This is a genomic window from Clavibacter zhangzhiyongii, assembly GCF_014775655.1.
Lineage (GTDB): Bacteria > Actinomycetota > Actinomycetes > Actinomycetales > Microbacteriaceae > Clavibacter > Clavibacter zhangzhiyongii.
This window is the reverse complement of the sequence record NZ_CP061274.1, coordinates 159,301-181,832: the sequence shown is the minus strand read 5'-3', so window position 1 is coordinate 181,832 and position 22,532 is coordinate 159,301. Positions and strand designations below refer to the sequence as shown.

The 22,532-nt window shown below is 72.8% G+C and carries 21 protein-coding genes; 9 read left to right on the top strand and 12 right to left on the bottom strand.

Annotation, left to right across the window (positions count from 1 at the left end; all coding sequences use genetic code 11):
* Window positions 1-35 precede the first annotated feature (35 nt).
* On the top strand, window positions 36-758 hold the full coding sequence (locus tag H9X71_RS00875; RefSeq protein ID WP_191147894.1) for a Pr6Pr family membrane protein: 723 nt from the start codon (window positions 36-38) through the stop codon (window positions 756-758).
* Window positions 759-870: 112 nt separating this feature from the next.
* Window positions 871-1,884, top strand: coding sequence for a LacI family DNA-binding transcriptional regulator (locus H9X71_RS00870; RefSeq protein WP_191147893.1), 1,014 nt, complete (start codon window positions 871-873; stop codon window positions 1,882-1,884).
* A 34-nt stretch (window positions 1,885-1,918) separates the two neighbouring features.
* Here H9X71_RS00870 and H9X71_RS00865 read toward each other — a convergent pair whose 3' ends face one another.
* The 4 genes from H9X71_RS00865 to H9X71_RS00850 form a co-directional block, all read right to left on the bottom strand.
* Window positions 1,919-3,370, bottom strand: coding sequence for a PepSY-associated TM helix domain-containing protein (locus H9X71_RS00865; RefSeq protein WP_191147892.1), 1,452 nt, complete (start codon window positions 3,368-3,370; stop codon window positions 1,919-1,921).
* Window positions 3,367-4,092 carry a YcnI family protein gene (locus H9X71_RS00860; RefSeq protein WP_191147891.1) on the bottom strand — a complete coding sequence of 242 codons (726 nt, stop codon included), beginning with the start codon at window positions 4,090-4,092 and terminating at the stop codon, window positions 3,367-3,369. The genes H9X71_RS00865 and H9X71_RS00860 overlap by 4 nt, the downstream gene beginning before the upstream one ends.
* Window positions 4,093-4,264: 172 nt before the next feature.
* Window positions 4,265-4,966 (bottom strand): hypothetical protein, encoded by a 702-nt coding sequence (locus H9X71_RS00855; RefSeq protein ID WP_191147890.1) that lies wholly within the window; start codon window positions 4,964-4,966, stop codon window positions 4,265-4,267.
* A 48-nt stretch (window positions 4,967-5,014) separates the two neighbouring features.
* Window positions 5,015-6,229, bottom strand: a complete 1,215-nt coding sequence (locus H9X71_RS00850) for a Gfo/Idh/MocA family protein (protein WP_191147889.1) — start codon at window positions 6,227-6,229, stop codon at window positions 5,015-5,017.
* 168 nt (window positions 6,230-6,397) lie between these two features.
* On the opposite strand from H9X71_RS00850, the gene H9X71_RS00845 reads away from it, so the two are divergent.
* Window positions 6,398-6,943 carry a hypothetical protein gene (locus H9X71_RS00845; protein WP_191147888.1) on the top strand — a complete coding sequence of 182 codons (546 nt, stop codon included), beginning with the start codon at window positions 6,398-6,400 and terminating at the stop codon, window positions 6,941-6,943.
* Window positions 6,944-6,975: 32 nt separating this feature from the next.
* Here the strand turns inward: H9X71_RS00845 and H9X71_RS00840 are convergent, their stop codons facing one another.
* Window positions 6,976-7,473 carry a MarR family winged helix-turn-helix transcriptional regulator gene (locus H9X71_RS00840; RefSeq protein WP_191147887.1) on the bottom strand — a complete coding sequence of 166 codons (498 nt, stop codon included), beginning with the start codon at window positions 7,471-7,473 and terminating at the stop codon, window positions 6,976-6,978.
* 91 nt (window positions 7,474-7,564) lie between these two features.
* Here H9X71_RS00840 and H9X71_RS00835 point away from each other — a divergent pair, with 91 nt between their 5' ends.
* Complete coding sequence (locus H9X71_RS00835; protein WP_191147886.1) at window positions 7,565-8,494, top strand: NADP-dependent oxidoreductase; 930 nt, start codon at window positions 7,565-7,567, stop codon at window positions 8,492-8,494.
* A gap of 19 nt (window positions 8,495-8,513) precedes the next feature.
* Here H9X71_RS00835 and H9X71_RS00830 read toward each other — a convergent pair whose 3' ends face one another.
* The gene (locus H9X71_RS00830; protein ID WP_244961685.1) at window positions 8,514-9,302 is read right to left on the bottom strand and encodes a TetR/AcrR family transcriptional regulator C-terminal domain-containing protein; all 789 of its coding nucleotides are present in this window, start codon (window positions 9,300-9,302) and stop codon (window positions 8,514-8,516) included.
* Between the two features lie 102 nt (window positions 9,303-9,404).
* Between H9X71_RS00830 and H9X71_RS00825 the strand changes: the two genes are divergently transcribed.
* Window positions 9,405-10,253 (top strand): DUF2382 domain-containing protein, encoded by an 849-nt coding sequence (locus H9X71_RS00825; protein ID WP_191147885.1) that lies wholly within the window; start codon window positions 9,405-9,407, stop codon window positions 10,251-10,253.
* Window positions 10,254-10,428: 175 nt separating this feature from the next.
* On the top strand, window positions 10,429-11,181 hold the full coding sequence (locus H9X71_RS00820) for a mechanosensitive ion channel family protein (protein WP_191147884.1): 753 nt from the start codon (window positions 10,429-10,431) through the stop codon (window positions 11,179-11,181).
* A 97-nt stretch (window positions 11,182-11,278) separates the two neighbouring features.
* Here H9X71_RS00820 and H9X71_RS00815 read toward each other — a convergent pair whose 3' ends face one another.
* Complete coding sequence (locus tag H9X71_RS00815) at window positions 11,279-12,592, bottom strand: sortase (RefSeq protein WP_191147883.1); 1,314 nt, start codon at window positions 12,590-12,592, stop codon at window positions 11,279-11,281.
* 263 nt (window positions 12,593-12,855) lie between these two features.
* Window positions 12,856-13,599: a response regulator transcription factor gene (locus tag H9X71_RS00810; protein WP_191147882.1), complete on the bottom strand. Its 744-nt coding sequence runs from the start codon at window positions 13,597-13,599 to the stop codon at window positions 12,856-12,858.
* Between the two features lie 337 nt (window positions 13,600-13,936).
* On the opposite strand from H9X71_RS00810, the gene H9X71_RS00805 reads away from it, so the two are divergent.
* The 3 genes from H9X71_RS00805 to H9X71_RS00795 are packed head-to-tail and all read left to right on the top strand — an operon-like array spanning window position 13,937 to window position 15,414.
* A complete protein-coding gene (locus tag H9X71_RS00805; RefSeq protein ID WP_191149025.1) occupies window positions 13,937-14,467 on the top strand; it encodes an RNA polymerase sigma factor in 531 nt (176 codons plus the stop codon).
* Window positions 14,464-15,099, top strand: coding sequence for a methylated-DNA--[protein]-cysteine S-methyltransferase (locus H9X71_RS00800; RefSeq protein WP_191147881.1), 636 nt, complete (start codon window positions 14,464-14,466; stop codon window positions 15,097-15,099). Before H9X71_RS00805 ends, H9X71_RS00800 begins: the two co-directional genes overlap by 4 nt.
* 57 nt (window positions 15,100-15,156) lie before the next feature.
* Window positions 15,157-15,414: a hypothetical protein gene (locus H9X71_RS00795; RefSeq protein WP_191147880.1), complete on the top strand. Its 258-nt coding sequence runs from the start codon at window positions 15,157-15,159 to the stop codon at window positions 15,412-15,414.
* A 37-nt stretch (window positions 15,415-15,451) separates the two neighbouring features.
* Here H9X71_RS00795 and H9X71_RS00790 read toward each other — a convergent pair whose 3' ends face one another.
* From H9X71_RS00790 to H9X71_RS00775, 4 genes are all read right to left on the bottom strand, one after another.
* A complete protein-coding gene (locus H9X71_RS00790; RefSeq protein ID WP_191147879.1) occupies window positions 15,452-16,282 on the bottom strand; it encodes an oxidoreductase in 831 nt (276 codons plus the stop codon).
* Window positions 16,283-16,481: 199 nt separating this feature from the next.
* On the bottom strand, window positions 16,482-19,862 hold the full coding sequence (locus H9X71_RS00785) for a DEAD/DEAH box helicase family protein (protein ID WP_191147878.1): 3,381 nt from the start codon (window positions 19,860-19,862) through the stop codon (window positions 16,482-16,484).
* The gene (locus tag H9X71_RS00780) at window positions 19,859-20,998 is read right to left on the bottom strand and encodes a restriction endonuclease subunit S (RefSeq protein ID WP_191147877.1); all 1,140 of its coding nucleotides are present in this window, start codon (window positions 20,996-20,998) and stop codon (window positions 19,859-19,861) included. Before H9X71_RS00780 ends, H9X71_RS00785 begins: the two co-directional genes overlap by 4 nt.
* Window positions 20,998-22,503: a type I restriction-modification system subunit M gene (locus H9X71_RS00775; RefSeq protein ID WP_342355633.1), complete on the bottom strand. Its 1,506-nt coding sequence runs from the start codon at window positions 22,501-22,503 to the stop codon at window positions 20,998-21,000. The genes H9X71_RS00780 and H9X71_RS00775 overlap by 1 nt, the downstream gene beginning before the upstream one ends.
* Window positions 22,504-22,532 lie beyond the last annotated feature (29 nt).

The following is a 22,532-nucleotide window of genomic DNA, read 5'->3' as shown; positions in this document are numbered from 1 at the left end:
GCTCCCGCGCGCGGGCGGAAGTGCGACGGTATCCCGTGCGCATCCTCCTCTCCCTCGTCCGGTTCGCCACGGCGGCCGCGGCCCTCGTCGGCGTCATCGCCCAGTACCGCGTCAACCTCGACTACTGGACGAGCCTCGGCCTGCCGGGCATCGCCGGGAAGTCGCTCGACTTCGCGCTCTTCTTCACGACCGAGGCCAACCTGATCGGCGTGGTCGTCCTCGCCGTCGGCGGCGTGCGCCTCCTGCGCGGCCGGGTCGCGGATCCGAGCGTCGCGTGGGTCACGCTGCGGCTCGCGTCGACCGTCTACCTGCTCATCACGGGCATCGTGTGGAACCTGCTGCTGCGCGGCGTCCCCGGCCCGCCGGCCCTCGAGCTCGACTGGGCCAACCAGATCGTGCACGTGGCGGTGCCCGTCGTCATGCTCCTCGACTGGTTCGTCGCGCCGGACCGCCGGCCGCTCGGCGGCGGCGCCATCGGCCGCCTCATCGTCTTCCCGCTCGCGTGGATGGCCGTCACCCTCGGCCGCGGGCCGTTCACGGGCGACCAGGCCACCGGCAGCGCCACCTACTACCCGTACGGCTTCCTCGACCCGGCGTCCTCGCCCGGCGGGTACACCACGGTCGCGGAGTACGTGGTGGGGCTCACCGTCGCGGTCTGCGCCCTCGCGGGCGGCCTCGTGCTGGTCTCGCGCATCGGCGCGGGCGCCGGCGCACCGCGGGCACCGCACGCGCCGCTCCGCGCACCCGAGCGCGTCTGATCCCGCGCGACCGCCGCGACCGGCGCGGCGGTCCGCCGGGCTACGCTGAGGCGCATCCCGCCCGCACGCGACCGCGCGCGACCGCCGACCGCGAGGAGCAGCCATCCCGACCATGCGAGAGGTCGCCGCACGCGCGGGGGTCTCGATCGCCACGGTCTCCTTCGTCGTCAACGGCACGAAGGCCGTGTCCGACCAGACGCGGCGGGCCGTCACCGAGGCGATGCAGGAGCTCGGGTACCGCAACAACGTCGTCGCGCGGGCCCTCGCCAGCAAGCGCACCCGGATCATCGCGCTGCTGTTCCCCGCGGACGTGCAGCGCCTCAGCCGCATCGCGCTCGAGATCTTCATGAACGCGGCCACGCGCGCGTCCGAGCTCGGCTACCACCTCGTGCTCTGGCCCACGGGCACGTCGCCGGAGGACGTGTCCGACCTCGTCTCCGGGCGGCTCGTCGACGGCGTCATCGTGATGGAGGTGCGCATGGACGACACCCGCATCGCCGAGCTCGCCGAGCTCGACGTGCCCTTCGTCTCCATCGGGCGCACGGCCGACACCCGCGACCTGCCCTTCGTCGACATGGACTTCGAGCGCACCGTCGCCGAGGGCATCGACCACCTCGAGGGCCTCGGGCACCGGCGCTTCGGCCTCATGGTGGAGGACCTCGAGGGCGGGCCCCTGCGCGGCTACGGACCGACCACGCGCACCGAGCGCGCGTTCCGCGTCGAGGCCGAGGCGCGGGGGCTGGGCGGCGCCGTCGTCCGCTGCGCACCGACGCCCGCGGGCGGGCGCCAGGCGGCGGCCGAGCTGCTGGCGGCGGATCCGGGGATCACCGCGGTCATGCTCCTCAACGACCAGGCGGCGCGCGGCCTCATCTCGGGGCTCGACGCGGCCGGGAGGCGCGTGCCGGACGACGTGTCGATCCTGTCGCTCGCGTCGTCGACGGAGGTGGGCGCGCTCGTCGAGCCCGCCCTCAGCACCATGGACGCGCCGGGACCGGAGCTCGGGCGGCTCGCCGTCGAGACGCTGCTCGCGCGCCTCGACGGCACGGTCGCCGAGCTGCCGCACGCGCTCCTGCCGTGCGCGCTGCACGTGGCGGCGTCGACCGGGCCGGCGCCGGCCGGCCGCTGACGCGCGGGCGGCCGGCACCGGCTCGGCCGCGGGATCAGCCGGCGGGCGCGCGGTGCACGCGGGCGGCCGTGACCAGGGCGTCGAGCAGCACGAAGCCGACCAGCGGGATCCCGACGAGCGGCAGGAACAGGCCCACCACGACGCCGGTGGCCACGACCGCCGCGATCCCCCACCACGGCGCCCGTACGAGCGCACCCGCGGGCGCCGGGCTGCCGGCACGGGCGACGCCGGGCCGGCGCTTCCACCACATCAGGTAGCCGAAGACCACCATCGCGGCGACGCCGAGCGCCGTCACCGCGAGCAGGATCTGGTTCGGCAGGCCGAACATCGTGCCCTGGTGCGTGTCGACGCCCCAGCGGGCGAGCTTCGCGGGGAACGGGTACTCAGCGAAGTCGGTGCGGCCGACGACCTGGAGCGTGCTGCCGTCAACGGCCACCTGATCGACCTGCGTGGGGAACGAGCGCTGGATCTCGCTCACCGTCCACGCCGTGCCGGCCGTGGCAGGGGGCGTGATCTCCACGAGCCCGGTGTCGACGTTCACGCCCTGCGCCACGCGCAGGACGTCGTCGAAGGTCGCGGGATCCACGGCGGCGGCCGTTGCGGGCGCGGCGGACGCGTGGTGGCCGGCGTGCGGATCCGCCGCTCCCCCGCCCGTGCCCGCCTCAGCGCCGAGCGCGGTCGGCAGGGCCGGCGCCTGCCAGCTGAGCGCCGCGCGGAGGTCGGTCACGTTCTGGCCGGCGGACTGCGACCACGTGATGCCGGTGGCCGACAGGAACAGCGCGCCCGCGACCAGCCACACGCCCGTCGCGGCGTGCCAGGAGAGGACCCGCCGGTAGCCCGTGGCGCGCGGATCCGGCCGCACGAGGTCACGGCGGCGCGGCGACCGGCGCCAGCGCGCGATCCACAGGCCGAGGCCCGCGAGCGTGACGATGCCGAGCCAGCTGGCGGCGAGCTCGCTGTAGATCCGGCCGACGTCGCCGAGGCCGAGGGTGCGGTGGACGTCGCTGATCGCCGAGCGCAGCGGGAGGGCGCCGCTCGTGCCGTAGACCGGGAGGTCGCCGCGGATGGAGGCGTCGGCGGGATCCACGAAGATCGCGCGGCTCTCGCTCGCGCGGAGGCCCTCGCCCGTGAACATCACGCGCGTGGTGTCGCCGGGCGCGGGCGCGGGGCGCACGGCGACGAGGGTGCCGGATCCGCCCACCACGGCCTCCGCCGCCTCGACCTGGGCGGCGAGCGGGACGGTCGCATCGGTGGCGGGCGCGCGCAGCTCGTGCGCGTAGACGACGCGCTCGATCGACGGCGACAGGGCGTAGGCCGCGCCGCTCAGCGCCGCCACGAGGATGAACGGGCCCACCAGGATCCCCGCGAGGAAGTGCAGGCGGAGCAGCAGCGGCAGGAACCAGCCGCGCCGCGGGCGGGTGACGGTCGCGGCGGGGCCGGGCTCGGCCGGCCGATCGCGGGCGGCGCGGTCCTCCACGGCGGTCATCGGCGGGCGCCCTGCTGCGGGCGGCGCATGCCGAGGGTGAGGAGCATCACGGCGACGACGCCGACGACCAGGCTGCCGAGGCCGAGGAGGCGCGCGACCGGGTCGACGGGCGCGGCGGCGGGGGTCGCGGACGCGGCGTCGGCGGAGGGGGCGGTGCCGGTGCCGGTCGCGCTCGTCGCGTCGGTGAGCGTGACGGTCGGCGCCGGGTGGTCCGGCTCGGCGCTCGCGGCGGGCGTCTCGGCCCAGTCGGTGGATCCCTCCACGCAGGTCTGCAGCGTCGGGAACGCCACGACGTCGCCGGCGGCGCCGTCGACGGGGAGCAGCGCCTCGACCTGCACGGTCGCGCGGAGGGCGTCGGGCAGCGGGGTGTCGGCCGTGTAGGTGACGGTCGTTCCGTCGGCCGCCTCCTGCTCGGCGACGCTCCAGCCGGGCGCGAGCGTCGGCTTCACGGCCTGCACGTCGGCGGGGAAGCGGATCGCGAGGGCCGTGGTGGCGGATCCCTCGCAGCCGTGCCCGACCGCGAAGGTCAGGACGCTGAGGGCGGCGGGCGCCGTGGAGGAGGCGTCGAGCTCGACGTGGGCGGATGCGGCGAGCGGCGCCGACAGGGCGAGGCCGAGGCCGAGGGCGGCGCCGGCGACGACGCGGGTGCGGCGCGGGACGGGACGACGGGCGGGCCCGTCGGCGCGGGCGGGTACGGGGAGGCGGGCGGTGCGGGAGGGCATGGTGGTCCTTCGGTGGGGGCACGGGCGTGGCCGTGCGGATGTCCGGGCGTGCGGGGGCGCGGCGACGCGACGGCGACCGGTCCGGCGGCGCGGAGGCGCGGGCGGACCGGGTCGGCGGGTGACGACGCGGGACCGCGCCCGGACGCCCCGAGGGGACGCGGCGGGCGCGGGATCAGGCGGCGAGCGCGCCGAGCGGCGGGCCGCGGCGGCCCCGGATGCGCGCGGCGAGGAGCGCGACGAGGCGGCGGGGGCGGGTGTCCGCGCGGATCCGGCGGGGGCGCGGCGTGACGAGGGGCTCGGCGAGCGCGGCCGCCACGGCGACGGCGGCGGCCACGAGCGCGCCCGCGGCGCCGGAGATCGCCCCGCCGACGCGCAGCGCCAGGGCCCGCGCGACCCGGCGGACGGCGTCGGCTCCGACGCGCAGCGAGCAGATGCTGAGGATCCCCGCGATCACGTGCGCGAGCAGCATGGCTCCGTCGTGGTCGGCGGGCATCGCCATCGCGGACGAGGGCGCGGCGAGCGCGCGGGCGGCGGCGCCCGCGGCGTGCGCGTGGTCGTGGGCCGCGGATCCGTCGGTCGCCCCGGCCGCGCCCGCGGCCATGCCGGGGCCGTCGACGCCGAGGCCGCTCCCGCCGAACGTGAACGCCGCGTGCAGCACCCCCTGGGTCGCGCCGATCGCGAGCACGAGGTGGGCGAGCGTCACCCGGCGTCCGCCGAGCGCGAAGCACAGGGCGACGCCGGCGACGAGCGCGAGGCCGAGGACGAGCGGATGCGGGATGCCGCCGCCGGCCGCCGCGTGCGCGGTGGCCGTGACGAGCGTGCAGACCAGCGCGGACAGCGCGGCGCGCAGCGTCCGCTCCTGCCGTGCCTGCACCCGTCCGCCTCCCGGTCGTCCTGGCCAGGGTACGCGAGGGGCCGCGCGTCAGCTCGCGGCGGGATCCACCTGCACCCAGGCGCTGCCGTCGGCCGAGCTGCGCTCCACGGCGTCGAGCACGCGCTGCACGCGGAGGCCGTCGGCGAACGACGGCTGCGGCTCGCGGCCCGCGGCGATGTCGTGCACGAGGTCGCGCACCTGGTGGGTGAACGCGTGCTCGTAGCCGAGGCCGTGGCCCGTGGGCCACCACGCGGCCGTGTAGGGGTGCTCGGGCTCGGTGACGAGGATCCGGCGGAAGCCCAGCTTGTCGGCGGGCGCGGTCGCGTCGTACAGCTCGATCTCGTTGAGGCGCTCGAGGTCGAAGGAGATGGCGCCGTCGGATCCGCTGAACTCCAGGCGCAGCGCGTTCTTGCGGCCGGTGGCCATGCGGGTCGCCTCGAAGCTGGCGAGCGCGCCGCCCGCGAGCTTGCCGGTGAAGTACGCCGCGTCGTCGACCGTGACCTTCCCGCGCTCGCTCGACGCCACGCCGCCGAGGCCGCGCGTCTCGGCGAGCAGCGGACGCTCCTCGACGAAGGTGCGGAGCAGGCCGCTCACCGCGTCGAGCGTGTCGCCCGTGATGAACTGCACGGCGTCGACGATGTGGGCGCCGATGTCGCCGAGCGCGCCGGATCCCGCCGCCTCCTTGTCGAGGCGCCAGGTCATGGGGCCCTCGGCGTCGGTCAGCCAGTCCTGGAGGTAGAGCGCGCGCACCTGGCGCAGCTCGCCGATCGCGCCCTGGGCGACGAGGTCGCGGGCGAAGGTGATGGCGGGCACGCGGCGGTAGCTGAAGCCGACCATCGCGCGGATCCCCTTCGCGGCGGCCTTCTCCGCGGCCGCCGCCATGACCTCGGCCTCCTCGACCGTGTTGGCGAGCGGCTTCTCGCACAGCACGTGCTTGCCGGCCTCGAGCGCGGCGACGGCGATCTCCACGTGCGTGCTCCCGGGCGAGCAGATGTCGACGACGTCGATGTCGTCGCGCTCGATGGCGGCGCGCCAGTCGGTCTCCGCCCGGTCCCAGCCCCAGCGGTCCGCGGACTCCTGCGTGCGGGCACGGTCGCGCCCGACGACGGACACCATGCGCGGCGCGAGCGGCAGGTCGAAGAACGCGGGCGCCACGCGCCAGGCCTGCGAGTGGGCGGCGCCCATGAAGCCGTGGCCGATCATCGCGACGCCGAGGGCGGCTCCGGTCTCCGTGGCGGGGGCTGCGGGCTGCGTGTCGGACATGGGACTCCTTCGTCTCATACGGGGTGCGGATCCGCGTGCGGGTGATTCGTTGCGGGTCGCGTCAAATGTACGGGTCGGGCGCGCGGCGTGACAAGGCGACCGCCCGACCCCTCGCCCCGGGACGACCGCCGTCCTAGGGTGGAGGCGACCCGGCCGGAGGGGGGCGGCATGATCCCGCTGGACTTCCCGCGCGACGTCGCCTTCATGGCCGCCGTCTTCGGGGTGGCGACGTTCGCCTGGGCCGGGTGGGCGCAGGAGCGTCCGCCGCGCACCGCCTGGCGCATCGTGCTCGGGGCCCTCGCGCTGGCCGGCGTCGCCGTCGTGGGGCTGACGCTGCCCGCCGCGATCCGCGACTGGGGCACGCCGACCGCGCTCGTCGTGGACTCGGCGCCGTTCACCGTCTACGTCGCGATGGTCGCCGTCGAGCTCGTCGCTGGGGGGATCGCCGCCGCCGTCCTCGTGCGTCGGGGCACGCCGGAGCTCGTGGCCCCCGTCATCATGATCGTCGTCGGGATCCACTGGATCCCGATGATCTGGGTGTTCCAGCAGCCCGTGCTCGCGCTCATCGCCGCCTGGTGCCTCCTGGTCGGGATCGCGGCCTCCCTCCTCCCGCGGGGCCGGCAGGCGCCGAGCTTCTGGTGCGGGATCCTCGGCGCCCCGGCCCTGCTCGCCGTGGGCGTCGCGTGCGCCGTGGCGTACGCCGCCCGGCCCTAGCCCCGACCGCGGAGGGCGGTCGACGTGAGGGGTCAGGCCTTCCGGCGGCGGCGGCCCGCGGAGCGCGGCGGCGCAGCGCGCAGGTGCTCGGTGACCCGGCCGAGGATCCGCGCGAGGTGCCCCGCATCGGCGTCCGACAGCGGCGCGAAGAGGAGCCCGTGCACGGTCTCGATGTGCCCGGGGAACACCGCGGCGAGCACCTCGCGGCCCTCGTCGGTGAGGGCGACCACGGTGCTGCGCTCGTCGTCCGGCGACGGCGACCGGGTGACGAGCCCGCGCTGCGCGAGGAGCTGCGCCTGATAGGTGAGGCCGCTGCGGCTGTAGACGACGCCGTCGGCGAGGTCGGTCATGCGCAGGTGGACGTCCGGCGCGTCGCCGAGCCGTGCGAGCAGCTGGAACTGGACGTAGCTGAGGCCGCCCGCGTCGCGGAGCTGGGCCTCGACCGCCGGGCGCAGCAGGCTGCCGACCTCGGTGAAGGCGAGGTAGGCGCCGAGCTGGGTCGGGGTCAGGGATCGGGGCGTCTCCGTCATGGATCCCATCCTAGGTGTTGCTTCGGATTCGAAGCAATGTTAGCGTCCTGGTACTGCTTCGAACTCGAAGCACAATGCGAAGGGGAAGACCATGAAGGCAGTGCAGTTCCAGGAGATCGGCGGACCCGATGTCCTCCACGTCGTCGACGTCGCCGCGCCCGAGGCGGGTGCCGGGCAGGTGCGGATCCGCGTCGCCGCGTCGGCGTACAGCGCGGCGGACGCCGGGATGCGGGGCGGGTTCCTGCCCATCCCGATCGAGCTCCCGCACATCCCCGGCTACGACGTCGCGGGCACGGTCGACGCGGTCGGCGACGGGGTGACGGGCGTCGCGGTCGGCGACGCGGTGATCGCGTTCCTCCCGATGGAGCGCGACGGCGCCGCCGCCGAGCTCGTCGTCGCGCCGGCCGAGTCCGTGGTCGCGGCGCCGACGAGCATCCCGCTGGCCGACGCGGCCGGCCTGCCCTCGGTCGCGCTGACCGCGTGGCAGGCGCTCGTCGACGACGGCCGCCTCGAGCGGGGCCAGCGGGTGCTGATCGTCGGCGCCGGCGGCGTGGTCGGCAAGTACGCCGTCCAGCTCGCGAAGCGCCTCGGCGTGCACGTGATCGCGACCGCCAGCCCCCGCAGCGAGGCGGCCGTCCGCGCCGCCGGAGCGGACCAGGTCGTCGACCGCACGACCACCGACCTGCTCGGCGCGCTCGACGGCCGGGTCGACGTGCTGCTCAACCTCGCGCCGATCGAGCCGGAGCTGTTCGCCTCCTACGTCGCCGCGGTGCGCGACGGCGGCGCCGTGGTGAGCACGACGGCCTTCATGGCGACCCCCGGCGACGACGCGCGCGACGTGCGCGCGGCCACCGTGTTCGTCCGGCCGGACCGGGAGCGGCTCGCGGAGCTTGTGGCGCTCGTCGACGCCGGCGCGCTGACGGTGGAGGTCACGCGGCGCATCGCGCTCGACGAGCTGCCCGCGCTGCACGCGGAGGCCGAGTCGGGGCGCATCGTCGGGAAGGTGATCGTCCTCCCCTGATCCGCCGCCGCCGGATCCGCTACTGCGAGAGCTCGCGGTCGAGCCGGTCGAGGAGCGCCTCGAGCGAGACCTCGAACTCCTCGTCGCTGCGGTCCTCGCTGAGGAGCTCGCGGAGGCGGCGCACCTCGGGCGCGGAGTCGAGGGTCATGCTGCCGTCGCCCTGCGGGATGTCCGCGCCGCCCTCGTCGAGCGGCTCCTCGGCGGGCCCCGCCTCGGCGCCGCGGACCACGGACTGCAGGAGGAGCTGGCCGAGCAGGAAGCTGCTGAAGGCGCGGTACGCGTTGACGGCCTGCGCGTCCGTGAACCCGTTGCCGGTGAGCGCGGTGAGGAAGGTGTCGACGACCTCGACGCTGCGCAGCGGCGGACGCAGCCAGGGGGCCGCCGGGTGCCGGGTCGCCACGAGCGGGAACGCCTTCGGGTGGTCGGTGGCGATGCGGCGGACCTCGTGCGCGACGGTCTGCAGGAACGCCTGCCAGTGCTCCCCCTGGGCCTCGGCGAGGTGCGTGGTGAGGTCGCCCATGAGCGTCGCGACGATGCCCTCGAGCAGGTCCTCCTTGCCGTGCACGTACCGGTAGAGGGACATGGCCTCGACGCCGAGCTCCTGTGCGAGGGACCGCATCGAGAGGCCCTGGGTGCCCGAGCGGTCGACCTGCGCGAGCGCGGTCTCGACGATGAGCTCGCGGCTGAGCTTGGTCGCCGCTGCGCCCGACCTGCTCGCCCTCTCGCGTCCTGCCACGGCGGATGCCTCCCAGCGGATGCGCGGCCCGGGCAGCGCGGTGCTGAGGGCGAGCGCATCAGAGGGCTTCACGGTAGCGCGGCTTACGGCGTAAGGTCGGCATCGGGCTTACACCGTAAGGCCACCCGAAACCACGACCCTCCGGCCACCCCGCCGGGGAATAGGAGCATCACCATGATCGACTCCCGCGACATCGGCAGCATCGTCGGCGCCACCGTGCACGACGCGGACGGCGACAAGGTCGGCACAGTCGGCCAGGTCTACGTCGACCCCGAGACGAACGCGCCCCTCTGGGCCACCGTCAAGACGGGCCTCTTCGGCACGTCCGAGTCCTTCGTCCCGCTCGAGGGCGCGGACTGGGATCGCGAGACCCTCACGGTCCGCTACGACAAGGCGAAGGTCAAGGACGCCCCGCGCGTCGACGCCGACGGCGCCCTCAGCGAGCAGGAGGAGGACGCCCTGTACGCGCACTACGGCCTCGGCGGCGGATCCTCCACCGCCACGACCGGCGACGCCGCCGGCACGCAGGGCCTCTTCGACCAGGACGAGCACGCGGGCGTCGACGGCGACCGCGGCGTCGACGCGGACCGCGACCGCGACCGCGACGGCGTGGTCGGCCACGACACCTCCGGCCCCACGACCGACGACGCCATGACCCGCTCCGAGGAGCAGCTCCACGTGGGCACCGAGCGCGTCGAGACCGGCCGGGCGCGCCTGCGCAAGCACGTCGTCACCGAGCAGCAGACCGTGACCGTCCCCGTCAGCCACGAGGAGGTCCGCCTCGAGCGCGAGCCGATCACGGACGGCAACGTGGGCGCGGCGACCTCCGGCCCCGACCTCTCCGACGAGGAGCACGAGGTCGTCCTCACCGAGGAGCGCCCCGTCGTCCAGATGGAGACCGTCCCCGTCGAGCGCGTGAAGCTCGGCACGGAGACCGTGACGGATGAGCGCACCGTCACCGAGGACGTCCGCCACGAGGAGATCGACGTCGACGGCGACGCGGACGGCACCACCCGCCGCTGATCCACCGCACGACCCCGGTGCCGGGACGACCGCCGGTCGTCCCGCCACCGGCCGGGCGGATCCAGCCCGCCCGGCCGAGCACCACCGCACCACCGCACCACCGCACCACCGCACCACCGCAGCACCCTCCGCCGACGCCCCGCGTCGACCCACCCGACCCTGAAAGGGCCACCCCATGAACTTCCCCGCCGTACTCCAGGACGGGCTCGCCGCGGTCATCGCGTTCGTGCCCCTCGCCCTGCTCTTCCTGCTCATCCTCGTCGTCGGCCTGATCGTCGCGAAGGTCATCTCGAAGGCCCTCGACAAGCTGCTCGAGAAGGTCGGCTTCGACCGCCTGGTCGAGCGCGGCGGCATCAAGAAGGCCCTCGCCGGATCGAAGCTCGACGCCTCCGACATCGTCGCGAAGATCGTGTACTACACGCTCGTGCTCTTCGTCCTGCAGTTCGCCTTCGGCGTCTTCGGGCCGAACCCCGTGAGCGACCTGCTCCAGGGGATCATCGGCTTCCTGCCGAAGATCATCGTCGCGATCATCATCGTGGTCATCGCGTCGGCCATCGCCGCCGGCGCCAAGGGCCTCATCCAGAACACGCTGGGCGGCCTGTCCTACGGGAAGGTGCTCGGCAACGTCGTCGCCGTCTTCATCCTGTTCCTCGGGATCACCGCGGCCCTCAACCAGATCGAGGTCGCGACGACCGTCACCACCCCGATCCTCATCGCCGTGCTCGCGATCATCGCCGGCGTCATCATCGTCGGCGCCGGCGGCGGCCTCATCAAGCCGATGCAGGCCCGCTGGGAGGCGATGCTGACGAAGGCCGAGGAGGAGGCCCCGAAGATCCAGCAGCACGCGAAGGACGCCCCGAGCGTGCAGCAGCAGGCGAAGCAGGCCCAGCAGAAGGCGCAGGACGCCACGCGCCCCCGCCGCGCCTGATCCCCCCGCGTCCCCCGGACGCACCCGCACGCGACGACGGCCGGATCCCCTCGGGGATCCGGCCGTCGTCGTGCGTGGTGCGGGTGGTGCCGTGCCGCTACTCCGCGGAGCGCAGGCGGCGGCGGGCGACGAGCGAGCCGGCGCCGACGAGCGCGAGCAGCGCGCCGAGGCCGCCCAGGCCGAGGGCCGCGGCGCCGTCGGTGCCCGTGACGGGCAGCGTGTCGTCGTGGTGCGCGGCCGGCTTGTGGATCGGCTTCGGGGCGGTGCCCGCGGGGTCGATCGAGGGCGCGGTCGGCGCGGGGGTGGGCGTGCCGGGGAGCGTCGGCAGGCCCGGGATGACCGGTCCGCCGGCGTCCGCGCCGGTGAGCTCGACGGTGCCGCCCTGCGTGAGGCCCGACTCGAGGCCCGCGACGGAGACCTGGTAGGTGCCCGGCTGGATGTCCCCGAACAGGATGATCGGCTGCGCGAAGGTGCCGTCGACGTCGGCGCGCACGAGGTCCTTCAGCGAGCGCGTGCCGACGCCCACGCCGCCGTTGGCGTCGCTGAGCTGGATGACGCGGCCGTCGGGCGCGGTCACGGTGACCTCGACGGCCTCGTAGCGGAGGTAGCCGGTCGCGTTCACCTTGAGGCCGCCGAGGATGCTGGTCGCCTCGGTGACGGTGATCGGCGAGATGGTCGAGAACGACGCCTCGGCGCGCACGAACGGGCCGACGGGCGCCTCGGCGAAGCGCACGAGGCCGCGGATCTCGCCCTTCACGGTGAGGTCGAGGCCGACCTGCGTGAGGGTGACGCTCGCGGTCTTGGAGTCCTGCAGCAGCTCGGTGAAGCTCGCGGGGAAGGCGTACGCGCCGTCCGCGCCGACGATGCCGATGCCGGCGATCGACTTGACGCCCACGGCGTTGAAGTAGCTGGCGGTGACGATGCTGCCCGCGGTGCCGGTGCCGGCGAACGGCACGGCCTCGTTGATCGGGAGGGCGACGCCGCGGTCGGGCGTGGTCCAGGTGAAGGGCAGCTCGACGACGGGCGCGGTCGGCTCGAGCGACGGCAGGCCGGTCGCGGGCGCGCCGGGCGTCGGGGCACCCGTGGACGGGGTCGGCGCGGGCGTCGTCTCGGCCGGGGCGTCGACGGCGGGCGTCGGCTCCTCGGTCGGCGCGGGCGTCGGGGCGGCGTCCTCGGCGGGGGCCTCGACCGCGGGGGTCGGGGTCGCGGCGGGGGTCTCGACGGGCGCCTCGACGGCGGGGGTCGGCTCCGCGGCGGGGGTCGCCTCGGCGACGGGCGCGGGGAGGGTCTCGGCGTGGGCGGCGGGCGCCATCGCGAGCGGCAGGATCACGAGCGATGCCGAGAGGCAGGCGCCCGCGGCAGCGCGGCGGAACGACCTGCCGCGGCCGGCGGCGGGGGTGGGACGGGTCATGACATCTCCAGTGGTGCCGACCGCCCGTCCGCGTCGATGCTGTGCCGCGGCCGTGCGGGAGAGGGGACGCGCTCCGGGGTCTCGGGGACGCGGCGGGGAGGATCAGCTCCCCACCGCCGACTGTATTGATTTCCGCTACCCACCTGGGGAAATATTCGGGGCAGTGTGACGCGTGTGACTCGTGATCCCCGGAGTTGCGGGGGTGACACGCGGGATCGACCCCCGGACTGGGGTGGGCGCCAGCGGGCCGCGGACGGCCCGCGTCAGGACGAGGGGGCGAGCACGAGGTCGTCGCCCGCGACGCGGACCAGCACGACCTGGTCGCGACCGGCCACGCGACCCGTCACGGACGGCAGGTCGAGGAGCGCGCGCGGGGCGACCACGCCCCAGCCGCCGTCCGCCAGGCGGTGCGTCAGCTCGCGTCGGGACAGGCGGCGGGTCGGCTCCTCGGCGAGCGCGGCCACCACGGCGAGGTCCCTCGGATCCAGCGTCAGCGGCACGCCCGCGAGCCACGCCTCGCCCGAGGCCGGGTCGAGCACGAGGTCGCCCGCGGTGACGAGGGCCGGGGCCAGGCCGCGGCGGCGGAAGAGCACGCGGAGGGTCTCGACGACCTCCTCGAGGCCGAACGGCTTGGTCACGTAGTCGTCGGCGCCGGCGCCGAACGCCGCGAGCCGGTCCTCGAGCGAGTCGCGGCCGGTGAGGAAGAGGACGGGCGACGCGACGCCCGCGCGGCGGAGCTCGGCGACGACCTCCACGCCCGAGACGTCGGGGAGCGTCATGTCGAGCAGGATCGCGTCGGGCGCGGCCTCGACGGCGGCGTCGATCGCGGCCCGGCCGGTCGCGAAGACGCGCACGTCCCAGCCCTCCATGCGGAGCGCGAGCGACAGGAGCTGCGTGATGGGCGCCTCCTCGTCGACCACGAACACGCGGATCACGCGCGGCACGCCGGGCACGCCGGGCGCGGTCTGCTCGTCGTCGCGGGCTGCGGGGCTGACGGTGCCGGTCATGCGGATCCTCGTGTCGTCGTGGCCGCCGACCCGTGGGGGCCGGGCCGGCGGCGGTCGCTCCTCGCGGAGCGGCGCGGCCGGGGGTGGGCCGCTCCTCCATCCTCCGGGCCGCGGGGCGCCGGGTCGTCATCCGTCGGGACCGTCTCGGGTGGTCCCTACGGACTGCACGGGCGACGGATCGGAGACCGCCAGGAGGCGCACGGCGCGTCCGCAGGCGGGGCTGCCCGCGTGCGCGGCGCGGCGTCGGCCTACCGGCCCGGGCGGAGGATCCGGGAGACTGATCCGCACGCCGACCTCACGGATCACCCCGCCCCGGCGTCTACCCGGTGTGGAGATGATGCAGCCGTTCGACAGGGTCGTGACCGAGCACGGCGCCGTGGTGCTCCGCGTGTGCCGGGCCGTGCTCGGCGGGCACGCCGACGCCGAGGACGCGTGGTCGGAGACGTTCCTGTCGGCGCTCGTCGCGTACCCGCGGCTCGGGCCGCGGGCCGACGTGCGCGCCTGGCTCGTCACCATCGCGCACCGCAAGGCCCTCGACGCGATCCGCGCCCGCGGCCGCCGCGCGCTCCCCGTCGAGGAGGTGCCCGAGCGGGTCTCCGACATGGGCGTCCCCGGATCCGGCGACCCCGACCTGTGGGCCGCGGTCGCGCGCCTGCCCGAGCGGCAGCGGCTCGCGGTCGCGTACCGCCACCTCGGCGGGCTGCCGTACGCGGAGGTGGCGGCGATCGTCGGCGGGACGCCCGAGGCCGCGCGGCGCGCGGCGGCCGACGGGGTCGCGAACCTGCGGCGGACGATGGGGGCGGGCCCGCCGGGGACCGACCGCGCATCCGCATCCGCACCCGCCGCGACCGCTGGAGGACGACCGTGACCGACCCCGACGACACCACCCGCTTCCTCGACCCCGACGCGCTGGAGCGGGCGGATCCCACCGCGCCCGCCCTCGACGCCCTCCGCCTCCGCCTCGCCGACGCGGCCGAGGCCGACGGCGCCCTCGACGTGGGCTTCACGACCGTCGACTCGCCCGTCGGCCCGCTGCTCCTCGCCGCGACCGAGCGCGGCCTGATCCGCGTCGCCTACTCCCGCGAGGACCACGACACCGTGCTCGGCGACCTCGCGCGCCGGCTCGGCCCGCGGATCCTGCGCGCGCCGAAGCGCCTCGACCAGGCCGCCCGCGAGCTCGACGAGTACTTCGCCGGCCGCCGCCGCTCCTTCGACCTCCCGCTCGACCGCCGCCTCTCCACCGGCTTCCGCGACCGCGTGCAGCGGCTGCTCCCGGAGATCCCGTACGGATCCACGCGCACCTACCGCGAGGTCGCCGAGACCGCGGGCAGCCCGGCCGCCACGCGCGCGGTCGGCACGGCCTGCTCGACGAACCCGCTGCCCGTCGTGATCCCCTGCCATCGCGTCCTCCGCTCCGACGGCACGCTCGGCGGCTACATCGGCGGGCTCGCGGCGAAGACGACGCTGCTGGAGCTGGAGGGGCGCCGATCCGGGCGCTGACCGCATCCCCCACGAGGCGGACGCGCTCCGCGGGCCCGGCTCCCTAGCGTGGACGGCATGAGCGAACCGAGGACGCCCGCGGATCCCGACGACCCGGCCGCGGCCGCCGAGGACACGAACCAGAACACCGCCCTCGGCATCGTGTTCGGCATGCTCGGCCTGGCCCTCATGCTCACCCTCGAGGACACCCGCGTCGCCGGTCTGCCGTTCCTCGTGCTCGGCGTGACCTTCTTCGTGATGGGGATCCGCCCCGCCGGTAGCACGGCCGGCCGCACGACCGCGGACGGCGAGCAGCCCCCGCCTCCCGCGGCGTAGGCGGCGGCGCCGCGATGACCGGCGCCGCCCCCGCGGATCAGCTCGCGCCGTACCCCGTCGACCGGCTGCGCTCCGCCCACGCGTCGATGTCGGCGCGCAGGTCGTCGAGGGCGCCCGTGACGATCTCGATCGCGTCGCCGCCGAGCAGCAGGTAGTAGGGAGCACCCGCCTCGACCGCGTCGACGAGCACCTTCGCGCCGCGCGCGGGGTCGCCCGGCTGCGTGCCGTCGGTGGTGTCGTTCTCCTTGCGGCGCTTGCCTGCGGTCTCGGCGTAGTCGTCGATCACCGTGGCCGACTGCGTGAGCGAGCGGCCCGAGAAGTCGGTGCGGAAGGACCCGGGCGCCACGACCGTGGCGACGATCCCCAGCGGCTCGAGCTCGGTGCGGAGCGCCATGGTCATCTGCTCGATGGCCGCCTTGACCGCGCCGTAGTAGCCGGATCCCGCGCCCGTGCGGGCGGCCCCGATGGACGAGAGGTTGACGATCGTGCCGCTGCGACGCTGACGCATGCCGGGCAGCACCGCCTTGATCATGCGGACGCTGCCGTGGAACTGCGTGTCGAACAGGCGCGCGACGTCGGCCTCGTCGCCCTCCTCGACGGCCGCGCGGTAGCCGTAGCCCGCGTTGTTGACGAGCACGTCGACGCCGCCGAAGCGGGCGGTCGCCTCGTCCACGGCGAGCGACACCTGCGCCTGGTCGGTCACGTCGAGGTCGAGCGCGAGGACGTGCTCGGGGTAGCGGTCGGCGAGGTCCTGCACGTTCGCGGCGTCGCGCGCGGTGACGACGACGTCGTTCCCGCGCGACAGCGCCTCCTCGGCGAAGGCGCGCCCGAGCCCCGTGGAGCATCCCGTGATCAGCCAGGTCGTCATGCGCGTTCCTCTTCCTCGTGGATGCGGGTGGGCGCGGCCGGTGCGGTGCGCCCCCGTCGAGGCTAGGCGCATCGACGGGCGGTGGCCGGGCGGACGGCGTGCCCGCTCATCCGATGCGGGTGGTCGGATTGCGGATCTCGAACATGCGCGAGCCCTCCGTCGGCGAGGTAGCGAGTGACCTCATCAGCATTCGGTGAGCTCAGGCCACGTCCTCGGGCCGGACGTGCGCCTTGACGTCGTCAAGGATCTTCACGATGGCGGTCACGTCGGTCTCGTCGAAGAGGTAGTCGATGCCGCTCGGGGCCCGGTCGGTATAGGGCGATTCGTAAAGGCGCCCCGCGTCCATCACGCCGTTCGCCGTGAGCTCGTCGGCGATCAGGTGGATGAAGCGGATCTGATCGACCGAGAAGCGCGACCCGTCGAGGAAGCGAGCGAAGGACTCGAGCGCCGCCTCGCGATCCAGGCCGACGAGCGAGCGGATGAACGGCCCGAGCCCCTGCGCCTGTGCGGCCGCCAGCTCGATGTCGGCCTTCGAGCCCGCTCCGCTGGCGAGCAGCATCGTCTCGAGCGCGCTGAGGTCGTCCGGCGTCAGCTGTCGGTTGCGCCGTAGCCGCTGAAGCGCGAGGTGGTCCTCGTGCTGCCGCAGGTACACGGTCGCCTTCGCCCGGAACCGTTCGAGGTCGGTGCCCGGCGTGGTCTGGCGGAGCACGATCTCGGTGACTTCGCCGAGCTCGTCGATGAAGTCCGTATAGACGCGCGGGCGGGTCACATTCGGCACGAAGCGCACGAGAGCGCGGATGCGGAGACGCACGGCCTCGAGCATGTCGAGGGTCACGTCGACCCACCAGTCGTCGCCCGCGATCTCCTCCAACAGCACGAGCTGTTCCGCGACCGACGGGATCGCCGACTTCGACAGCAGCGCCGTCGCGATCGCCTGCACCTGCTGGCGGATGCGCTCGGCGGCGACCAGGTCGCCGTCGAGCTGCGCGAGCTGCCGCCGCAGGATCAGCAGATCGAAGCGCTTGGCGTCGGTGTCGTCGTCGGTGACGCTCGATGGCAGCCCGGCCAGATGCATGAGCACCTCGCCCGCGTCCTCGAGCGTCAGCTCATCCCACGCCGCCGCCTCGGCGAACCGCTCGACCCACCGCCGCGCCGGGCGCACGAGGAAGTTGTCGAGGTTCATCCCCGCCACGATCCGATGGAGGGTGTCGGCGGTCGAAGAACGCAGCTCCCGATCCAGCTGCACCCGGTCGAGCCCGGTGATCAGTCCGAGGCGCGCCTCGAACAGCCGCTGGGTGAGGGACTTCTGGATGGAGCCCTCGCTGCCGGGCAGGTCCTGGCTGAAGAACTCGAGGTTGCCGCAGAAGTCGAAGACGAGGAAGTCCTGCTTGTCCTGGCCCTCGCCGAACAGGTCCGGGCGCAGTCGCGTGCCGCGGCCGATCATCTGCCAGAACTTCGACTTCGACCGCACCGGCTTGAAGAACACGAGGTTCACGATCTCGGGAACGTCGATGCCCGTGTCGAGCATGTCGACGGAGATCGCGATGTGCGGCGCGTGGTCGGCCATCGAGAAGTCGTCGATCAAGCTCTGCGCGTACGGCGTGCTGTGCGTGATGGTCCGCGCGAAGTGCCCCGCGTGCTCGGGGTACTGCTCGTCGAAGCGACGCTGGATGAACTCGGCGTGCGCCTGGTTCTTCGCGAACACGATGGTCTTGCCGAGTCGGTCGCCGCCCGCGACCTTGTACCCGCGCGTCATGAGGGTGGCCAGCGCCTTGTCGACGGTGTCCTCGTTGAAGAGGAACCGGTTCAGCTCGTCCGCCTCGACCGAGGTCGGGGTGCCGTCTTCACCCCAGTCAAGTGCGTCCCAGTCCTCCTTCTCCGCCGGGCTGAGCTCGTCGTACCGGATGCCCTGACGCAGGAATCGGGTGCCGACAGACACCCCGCGCGGCGGTACGAGGAATCGTTCCTCGACCGCTTCATCGAGGCCGTAGGAGTCCGTCGGCACGCCATCCTCGAGGTGGAAACGCCGGTAGGTGTTGTGGTCGACCTCGTCCTTCGGCGTGGCCGTCAGCCCGACGAGCAGGGCGTCGAACCAGTCGAAGATCGCCCCGTACTTCTGGTAGATCGACCGGTGCGCCTCGTCGATCACGATCAGGTCGAAGAACCCCGGCCCGAATCGCCGCATCGAACCGCTCTCGCCGTCCGAGGTCTCATTGATCAGGTTCATCATCGTGGGATACGTCGACACGTAGACGCGCCCTTCGGCGTTCCTGTCGGTCACCAGGTTGACCGTCGTGGCTCCCGGCAGATGGGCCTTGAACGCGTTCGCAGCCTGCTTCACCAGCGCGGTGCGATCCGCGAGGAACAGGATGCGCTTCGCCCAATTGGCCTTCGTGAGCTGATCGGTCAGCGCGATGACCGTCCGCGTCTTGCCGGACCCGGTCGCCATGACCAGCAGCGCCTGCCGCTGCTTGCGGTCGAACGCGTCCCCCACCGCTCGGATCGCCTGCGCCTGGTAGTGCCGGCCCGCGATGGCCGCGTCGACCGCGGCCCCCGACAGCGGCAGGCGGGTCGAGCGGCGCTGGATCATCAGCTCGAGCTCGCTGCGCGTGTAGAACCCGGCGACCTGCCGCGGCGGATACCCCGCCTCGTCGTCCCACAGCCAGTGCTCGTACCCGTTCGTGAAGAACACGACAGGGCGCCGCCCGTAGGCCACCTCCAGGCTGTCGGCGTAGAGCTTCGCCTGCTGCTGCCCGACCTGCGCGCTCGCCCTCGTGCGCTTCGCCTCGACGACGGCGAGCGGCAGTCCGTCGGTGCCCCACAGCACGTAATCGACGAAACCGACTCCCGGCCCGTTGGGCATGCCCGTGACCTGGAACTCGCGATCACGCGGGTCAGTGAGGGGCCAGCCCGCTTCGGCCAGCAGCACGTCGATGAAGAGGTCCCGGGTCTCGGCCTCGGAGTAGTCGTGGTCGTCGGGACCGTGGTTCGTCGCCTGAGCCGCAGCGATCTGCTCGCGCAGGTGCTCGATCTCCGCGGCCTGCTCGGCCGCCAACTCGTCGCGGTCGGCGAGAGCCCTGGCGTGGGCTTGGTCCTGCGCAGCGAACCTGGCCGCCAGCCGCTGCACGTCGTCACGGGTCAGCGGTGCCGCGCGCGCGGCGAGCTGCGGATCGAACTGCTCACCAGTCGGCACGGCCTCCGGGTGTGCCGAGTGCCGGAACGTCGCCCACACCAGCACGTGGTGCAGTTCGCGCAGCGCCGCGAGCGCGATGTCGGGTCGGATCGCATGCTGCGCGTGCACCGCCTGGTTGCCGAGCTTGCGGATCAGGTTCAGCTTCTGCCCGATGCCCACACCCGCGACCCGTGCGAAGCCGGCGTCGTTGATGCGGGCGGCGAGGTCGTCCTGGTACGGGACGGGCAGGTCGAGCACGTCGTAGAGGTGACCCACGAGCTGCTCCACCGCGCGGCGGCTGTAGAAGCACGCCGACCGGGGGTCGCTGGAGAGGTAGGACTCCGCTCGGGATGCGTCCTCGAAGACGTCCGGCCAGGCGGCGCGCGCGAAGGCGAAGTTGGCGGTCACAGCTCGCCCCGGAATGCCCGTGCTTGCAGTGACGCAAACAAGCTGTCATCCAACTGCAATGAGCGCCTCACTTGAATCCGTCGAATGTCGACCGCCGCAACCATGGCGCTGAACGCTTGCTGTTCCTCGAGATCAGGCACCGGGACCGAGATCGTCGCGAAGTCCTTCGCGTACATCGCAACTACATTCGTGGTTCCCGACTTCCGAGACTCGAGCTGCCGGCGCCCTTCGCGCGACCACAAAAAGGCGTGTATGTACCGTGAATCCACTTGCTCAGTGAAACGAATGCGACTGATGTTATTATTATATAGGCACGGCAGCCCATGGAAGATTGCAGATTTACCTACCAGCTCCCGAGAATTCCTGGTATTTAGGAGTAGGTCGCCATTGTGGACCGTATATTTGCTCACTTCGTCGACCGATGCATTGACGTAAGTAAGACGCGCTAAATCCATGTGGCCATCCCGAGTTATGGCGTCCATCTTTATATAACCGTGCGAGCGATCGGCGCCCTGCTCACTAGAACGACGATCCAAACCAATCTGTTGCTCATCAATTAAGCGGCCCATCGGGACACGGTGTCCAGCTCGGTCTGCGAAGACCTCGTCAAATCGACGTGGCGCTAGGGAATCTAGAGAAGCTAGTAGCCGGCGGCGCTTAGTGCGCAGCGTTTCGGCGTGATCGAGAATCGCGGCGATCCGCCGTTGCTCCTCTAGCCGCGGAACAGGAATCTCGAATTCATTAAGGACAGATGGGCTTAGTCTAGGCAAGTTGGCGCCAGCCGCTCGGGACGAAGCGAATTCCACCATTACTGGCTGAGACAGATAATGGGCAAGGTAATCGCGATCGAGGTGCGGGCCAGGGAGCACGGGAAGAATATCCGTGCTACAGACGCCACTGAATGTCGGTCTACTGATCTTGCCAAGATTTGGACGGAGCTTCCCATAAAGGACATGTTTGGCAGAAAAAGTGAACTTTGAGCTGGATAGAGCGGCGCTACCCACCGTCTCATGGCCGATTATTCGACCGCCTCGAGCGAGGTGCTCGAGTCCAAGATAGATCGTATTTGGGTCGATTTTGTTTGGGTTAACAGATTGACGCTGAATGAGCGCCACGTCGCCGAGCCGTGCAGTCATCACGCGAGCATCGCCTTAAGCTGAGAGAGCCCCTCCGCTATCTCGGCCTCGAGGGCCTCGATGTCCGCGATGATCTCCAGCGGTGGCCTGTGCTCGACCTCATCGTGCACGACCTCCTTGTAACGGTTTATGGAAAGGTCGTAGCCCTGCGCGACGATGTCCGCCTTGGGGACCGTGAATGACTGGTCGGTGCGAGCCCTGTCGCGCTCCGTGGTCCGACGGTCCGCCCAGCGAGCGAGCGCATCCGGCAGGTCGTTGGCCTCGATCGGGTTGCGCTTATCGTCGAGCGAGAAGCCGTCGGCGCGCACGTCGTAGAACCAGACGTCGTCGGTGCCGCCGGAGTCCGTCTTCGTGAAGAACAGGATCGCGGTCGAGACACCCGCGTACGGGCGGAAGACACCGGAGGGCAGCTTCACGACCGCGTCGAGCTTCTGGTCCTCCACGAGCATGCGCCGCATTGCCTTGTGCGCCGTCGACGACCCGAACAGCACGCCGTCCGGCACGATCACGGCGGCGCGGCCGCCCGGCTTCAGCAGCTTCAGGAACAGGGCCATGAAGAGCAGCTCGGTCTTCTTCGTCTTCACGACGCGCTGCAGGTCCTTCGACGTCGACTCATAGTCGAGCGAACCGGCGAACGGCGGGTTCGCCAGGATCAGCGAATAGCGCTCCGAATCGGCGCTCACGCCCTCGGAGAGCGAGTCGCGGTAGCGAATGTCGGGCGATTCGACGCCGTGCAGCAGCATGTTCATGCTGCCGATGCGCAGCATGGTCGAGTCGAAGTCGAACCCGTGGAACATGCTCGAGTGGAAGTGCGAGCGCTGCGCCGCGTTCGTCATCACTCCGGGATGCTCGCGCCGCACGTACTCCGATGCGGCGACGAGGAATCCGGCCGTGCCGCACGCGGGGTCGCAGATCTCGTCCTCCGGCTGCGGCGCCGTCATCGCGACCATCAACTCGATGATGTGCCGGGGCGTGCGGAACTGCCCGTTCACTCCTGCGGACGCGATCTTCGACAGCAGGTACTCGTACAGGTCGCCGTTGGTGTCGCGCTCGGCCATGGGGATGTCATCGAGCATGTCGACGACCCGCGACAGCAACGCGGGCGTCGGAATCGTGAAGCGGGCGTCGCGCATGTGCTCGCCGTACGTCGACCCGTCGCCGCCGAGGTCCTGCAGGAAGGGGAACACCTCGTCGCGCACGACTTCGAACATGACCTCGGCGTCGATGTTCTTGAAGCGGCTCCAGCGCAGCTCCCTCTGCCGCGGCGGGTAGATCGGCTTCTCGAGCGCGACGCCGGTGGCGCGTGCCTTCCTCTCGGCGAGCGTCTGCAGGTCATCGAGCCGCCGCACGAACAGCAGGTAGGTGATCTGCTCGATCACCTCGAGCGGGTTCGAGATGCCCCCTGACCAGAACGCGTCCCAGACCCGGTCGATCTTGCTCTTGAGCTCTCCAGTGATCACGCATTGACGATATCCGCACCATGGCCGCTGGACGTGGCGCCGCACGCTGCTGCAGCTGACGCCTTCCGGCGGCG

Excerpts from the sequence above, each read along its gene's own strand:
- H9X71_RS00820 (WP_191147884.1), top strand. The coding sequence starts at position 10,429 with ATGAACTTCCCCGCCGTACTCCAGGACGGGCTCGCCGCGGTCATCGCG.
- H9X71_RS00825 (WP_191147885.1), top strand. The coding sequence starts at position 9,405 with ATGATCGACTCCCGCGACATCGGCAGCATCGTCGGCGCCACCGTGCAC.
- H9X71_RS00845 (WP_191147888.1), top strand. The coding sequence starts at position 6,398 with ATGATCCCGCTGGACTTCCCGCGCGACGTCGCCTTCATGGCCGCCGTC.
- H9X71_RS00805 (WP_191149025.1), top strand. The coding sequence starts at position 13,937 with ATGCAGCCGTTCGACAGGGTCGTGACCGAGCACGGCGCCGTGGTGCTC.
- H9X71_RS00795 (WP_191147880.1), top strand. The coding sequence starts at position 15,157 with ATGAGCGAACCGAGGACGCCCGCGGATCCCGACGACCCGGCCGCGGCC.
- H9X71_RS00865 (WP_191147892.1), bottom strand. The coding sequence starts at position 3,370 with ATGACCGCCGTGGAGGACCGCGCCGCCCGCGATCGGCCGGCCGAGCCC.
- H9X71_RS00870 (WP_191147893.1), top strand. The coding sequence starts at position 871 with ATGCGAGAGGTCGCCGCACGCGCGGGGGTCTCGATCGCCACGGTCTCC.
- H9X71_RS00850 (WP_191147889.1), bottom strand. The coding sequence starts at position 6,229 with ATGTCCGACACGCAGCCCGCAGCCCCCGCCACGGAGACCGGAGCCGCC.
- H9X71_RS00860 (WP_191147891.1), bottom strand. The coding sequence starts at position 4,092 with ATGCCCTCCCGCACCGCCCGCCTCCCCGTACCCGCCCGCGCCGACGGG.
- H9X71_RS00810 (WP_191147882.1), bottom strand. The coding sequence starts at position 13,599 with ATGACCGGCACCGTCAGCCCCGCAGCCCGCGACGACGAGCAGACCGCG.
- H9X71_RS00790 (WP_191147879.1), bottom strand. The coding sequence starts at position 16,282 with ATGACGACCTGGCTGATCACGGGATGCTCCACGGGGCTCGGGCGCGCC.
- H9X71_RS00840 (WP_191147887.1), bottom strand. The coding sequence starts at position 7,473 with ATGACGGAGACGCCCCGATCCCTGACCCCGACCCAGCTCGGCGCCTAC.
- H9X71_RS00835 (WP_191147886.1), top strand. The coding sequence starts at position 7,565 with ATGAAGGCAGTGCAGTTCCAGGAGATCGGCGGACCCGATGTCCTCCAC.
- H9X71_RS00815 (WP_191147883.1), bottom strand. The coding sequence starts at position 12,592 with ATGACCCGTCCCACCCCCGCCGCCGGCCGCGGCAGGTCGTTCCGCCGC.
- H9X71_RS00780 (WP_191147877.1), bottom strand. The coding sequence starts at position 20,998 with ATGACTGCACGGCTCGGCGACGTGGCGCTCATTCAGCGTCAATCTGTT.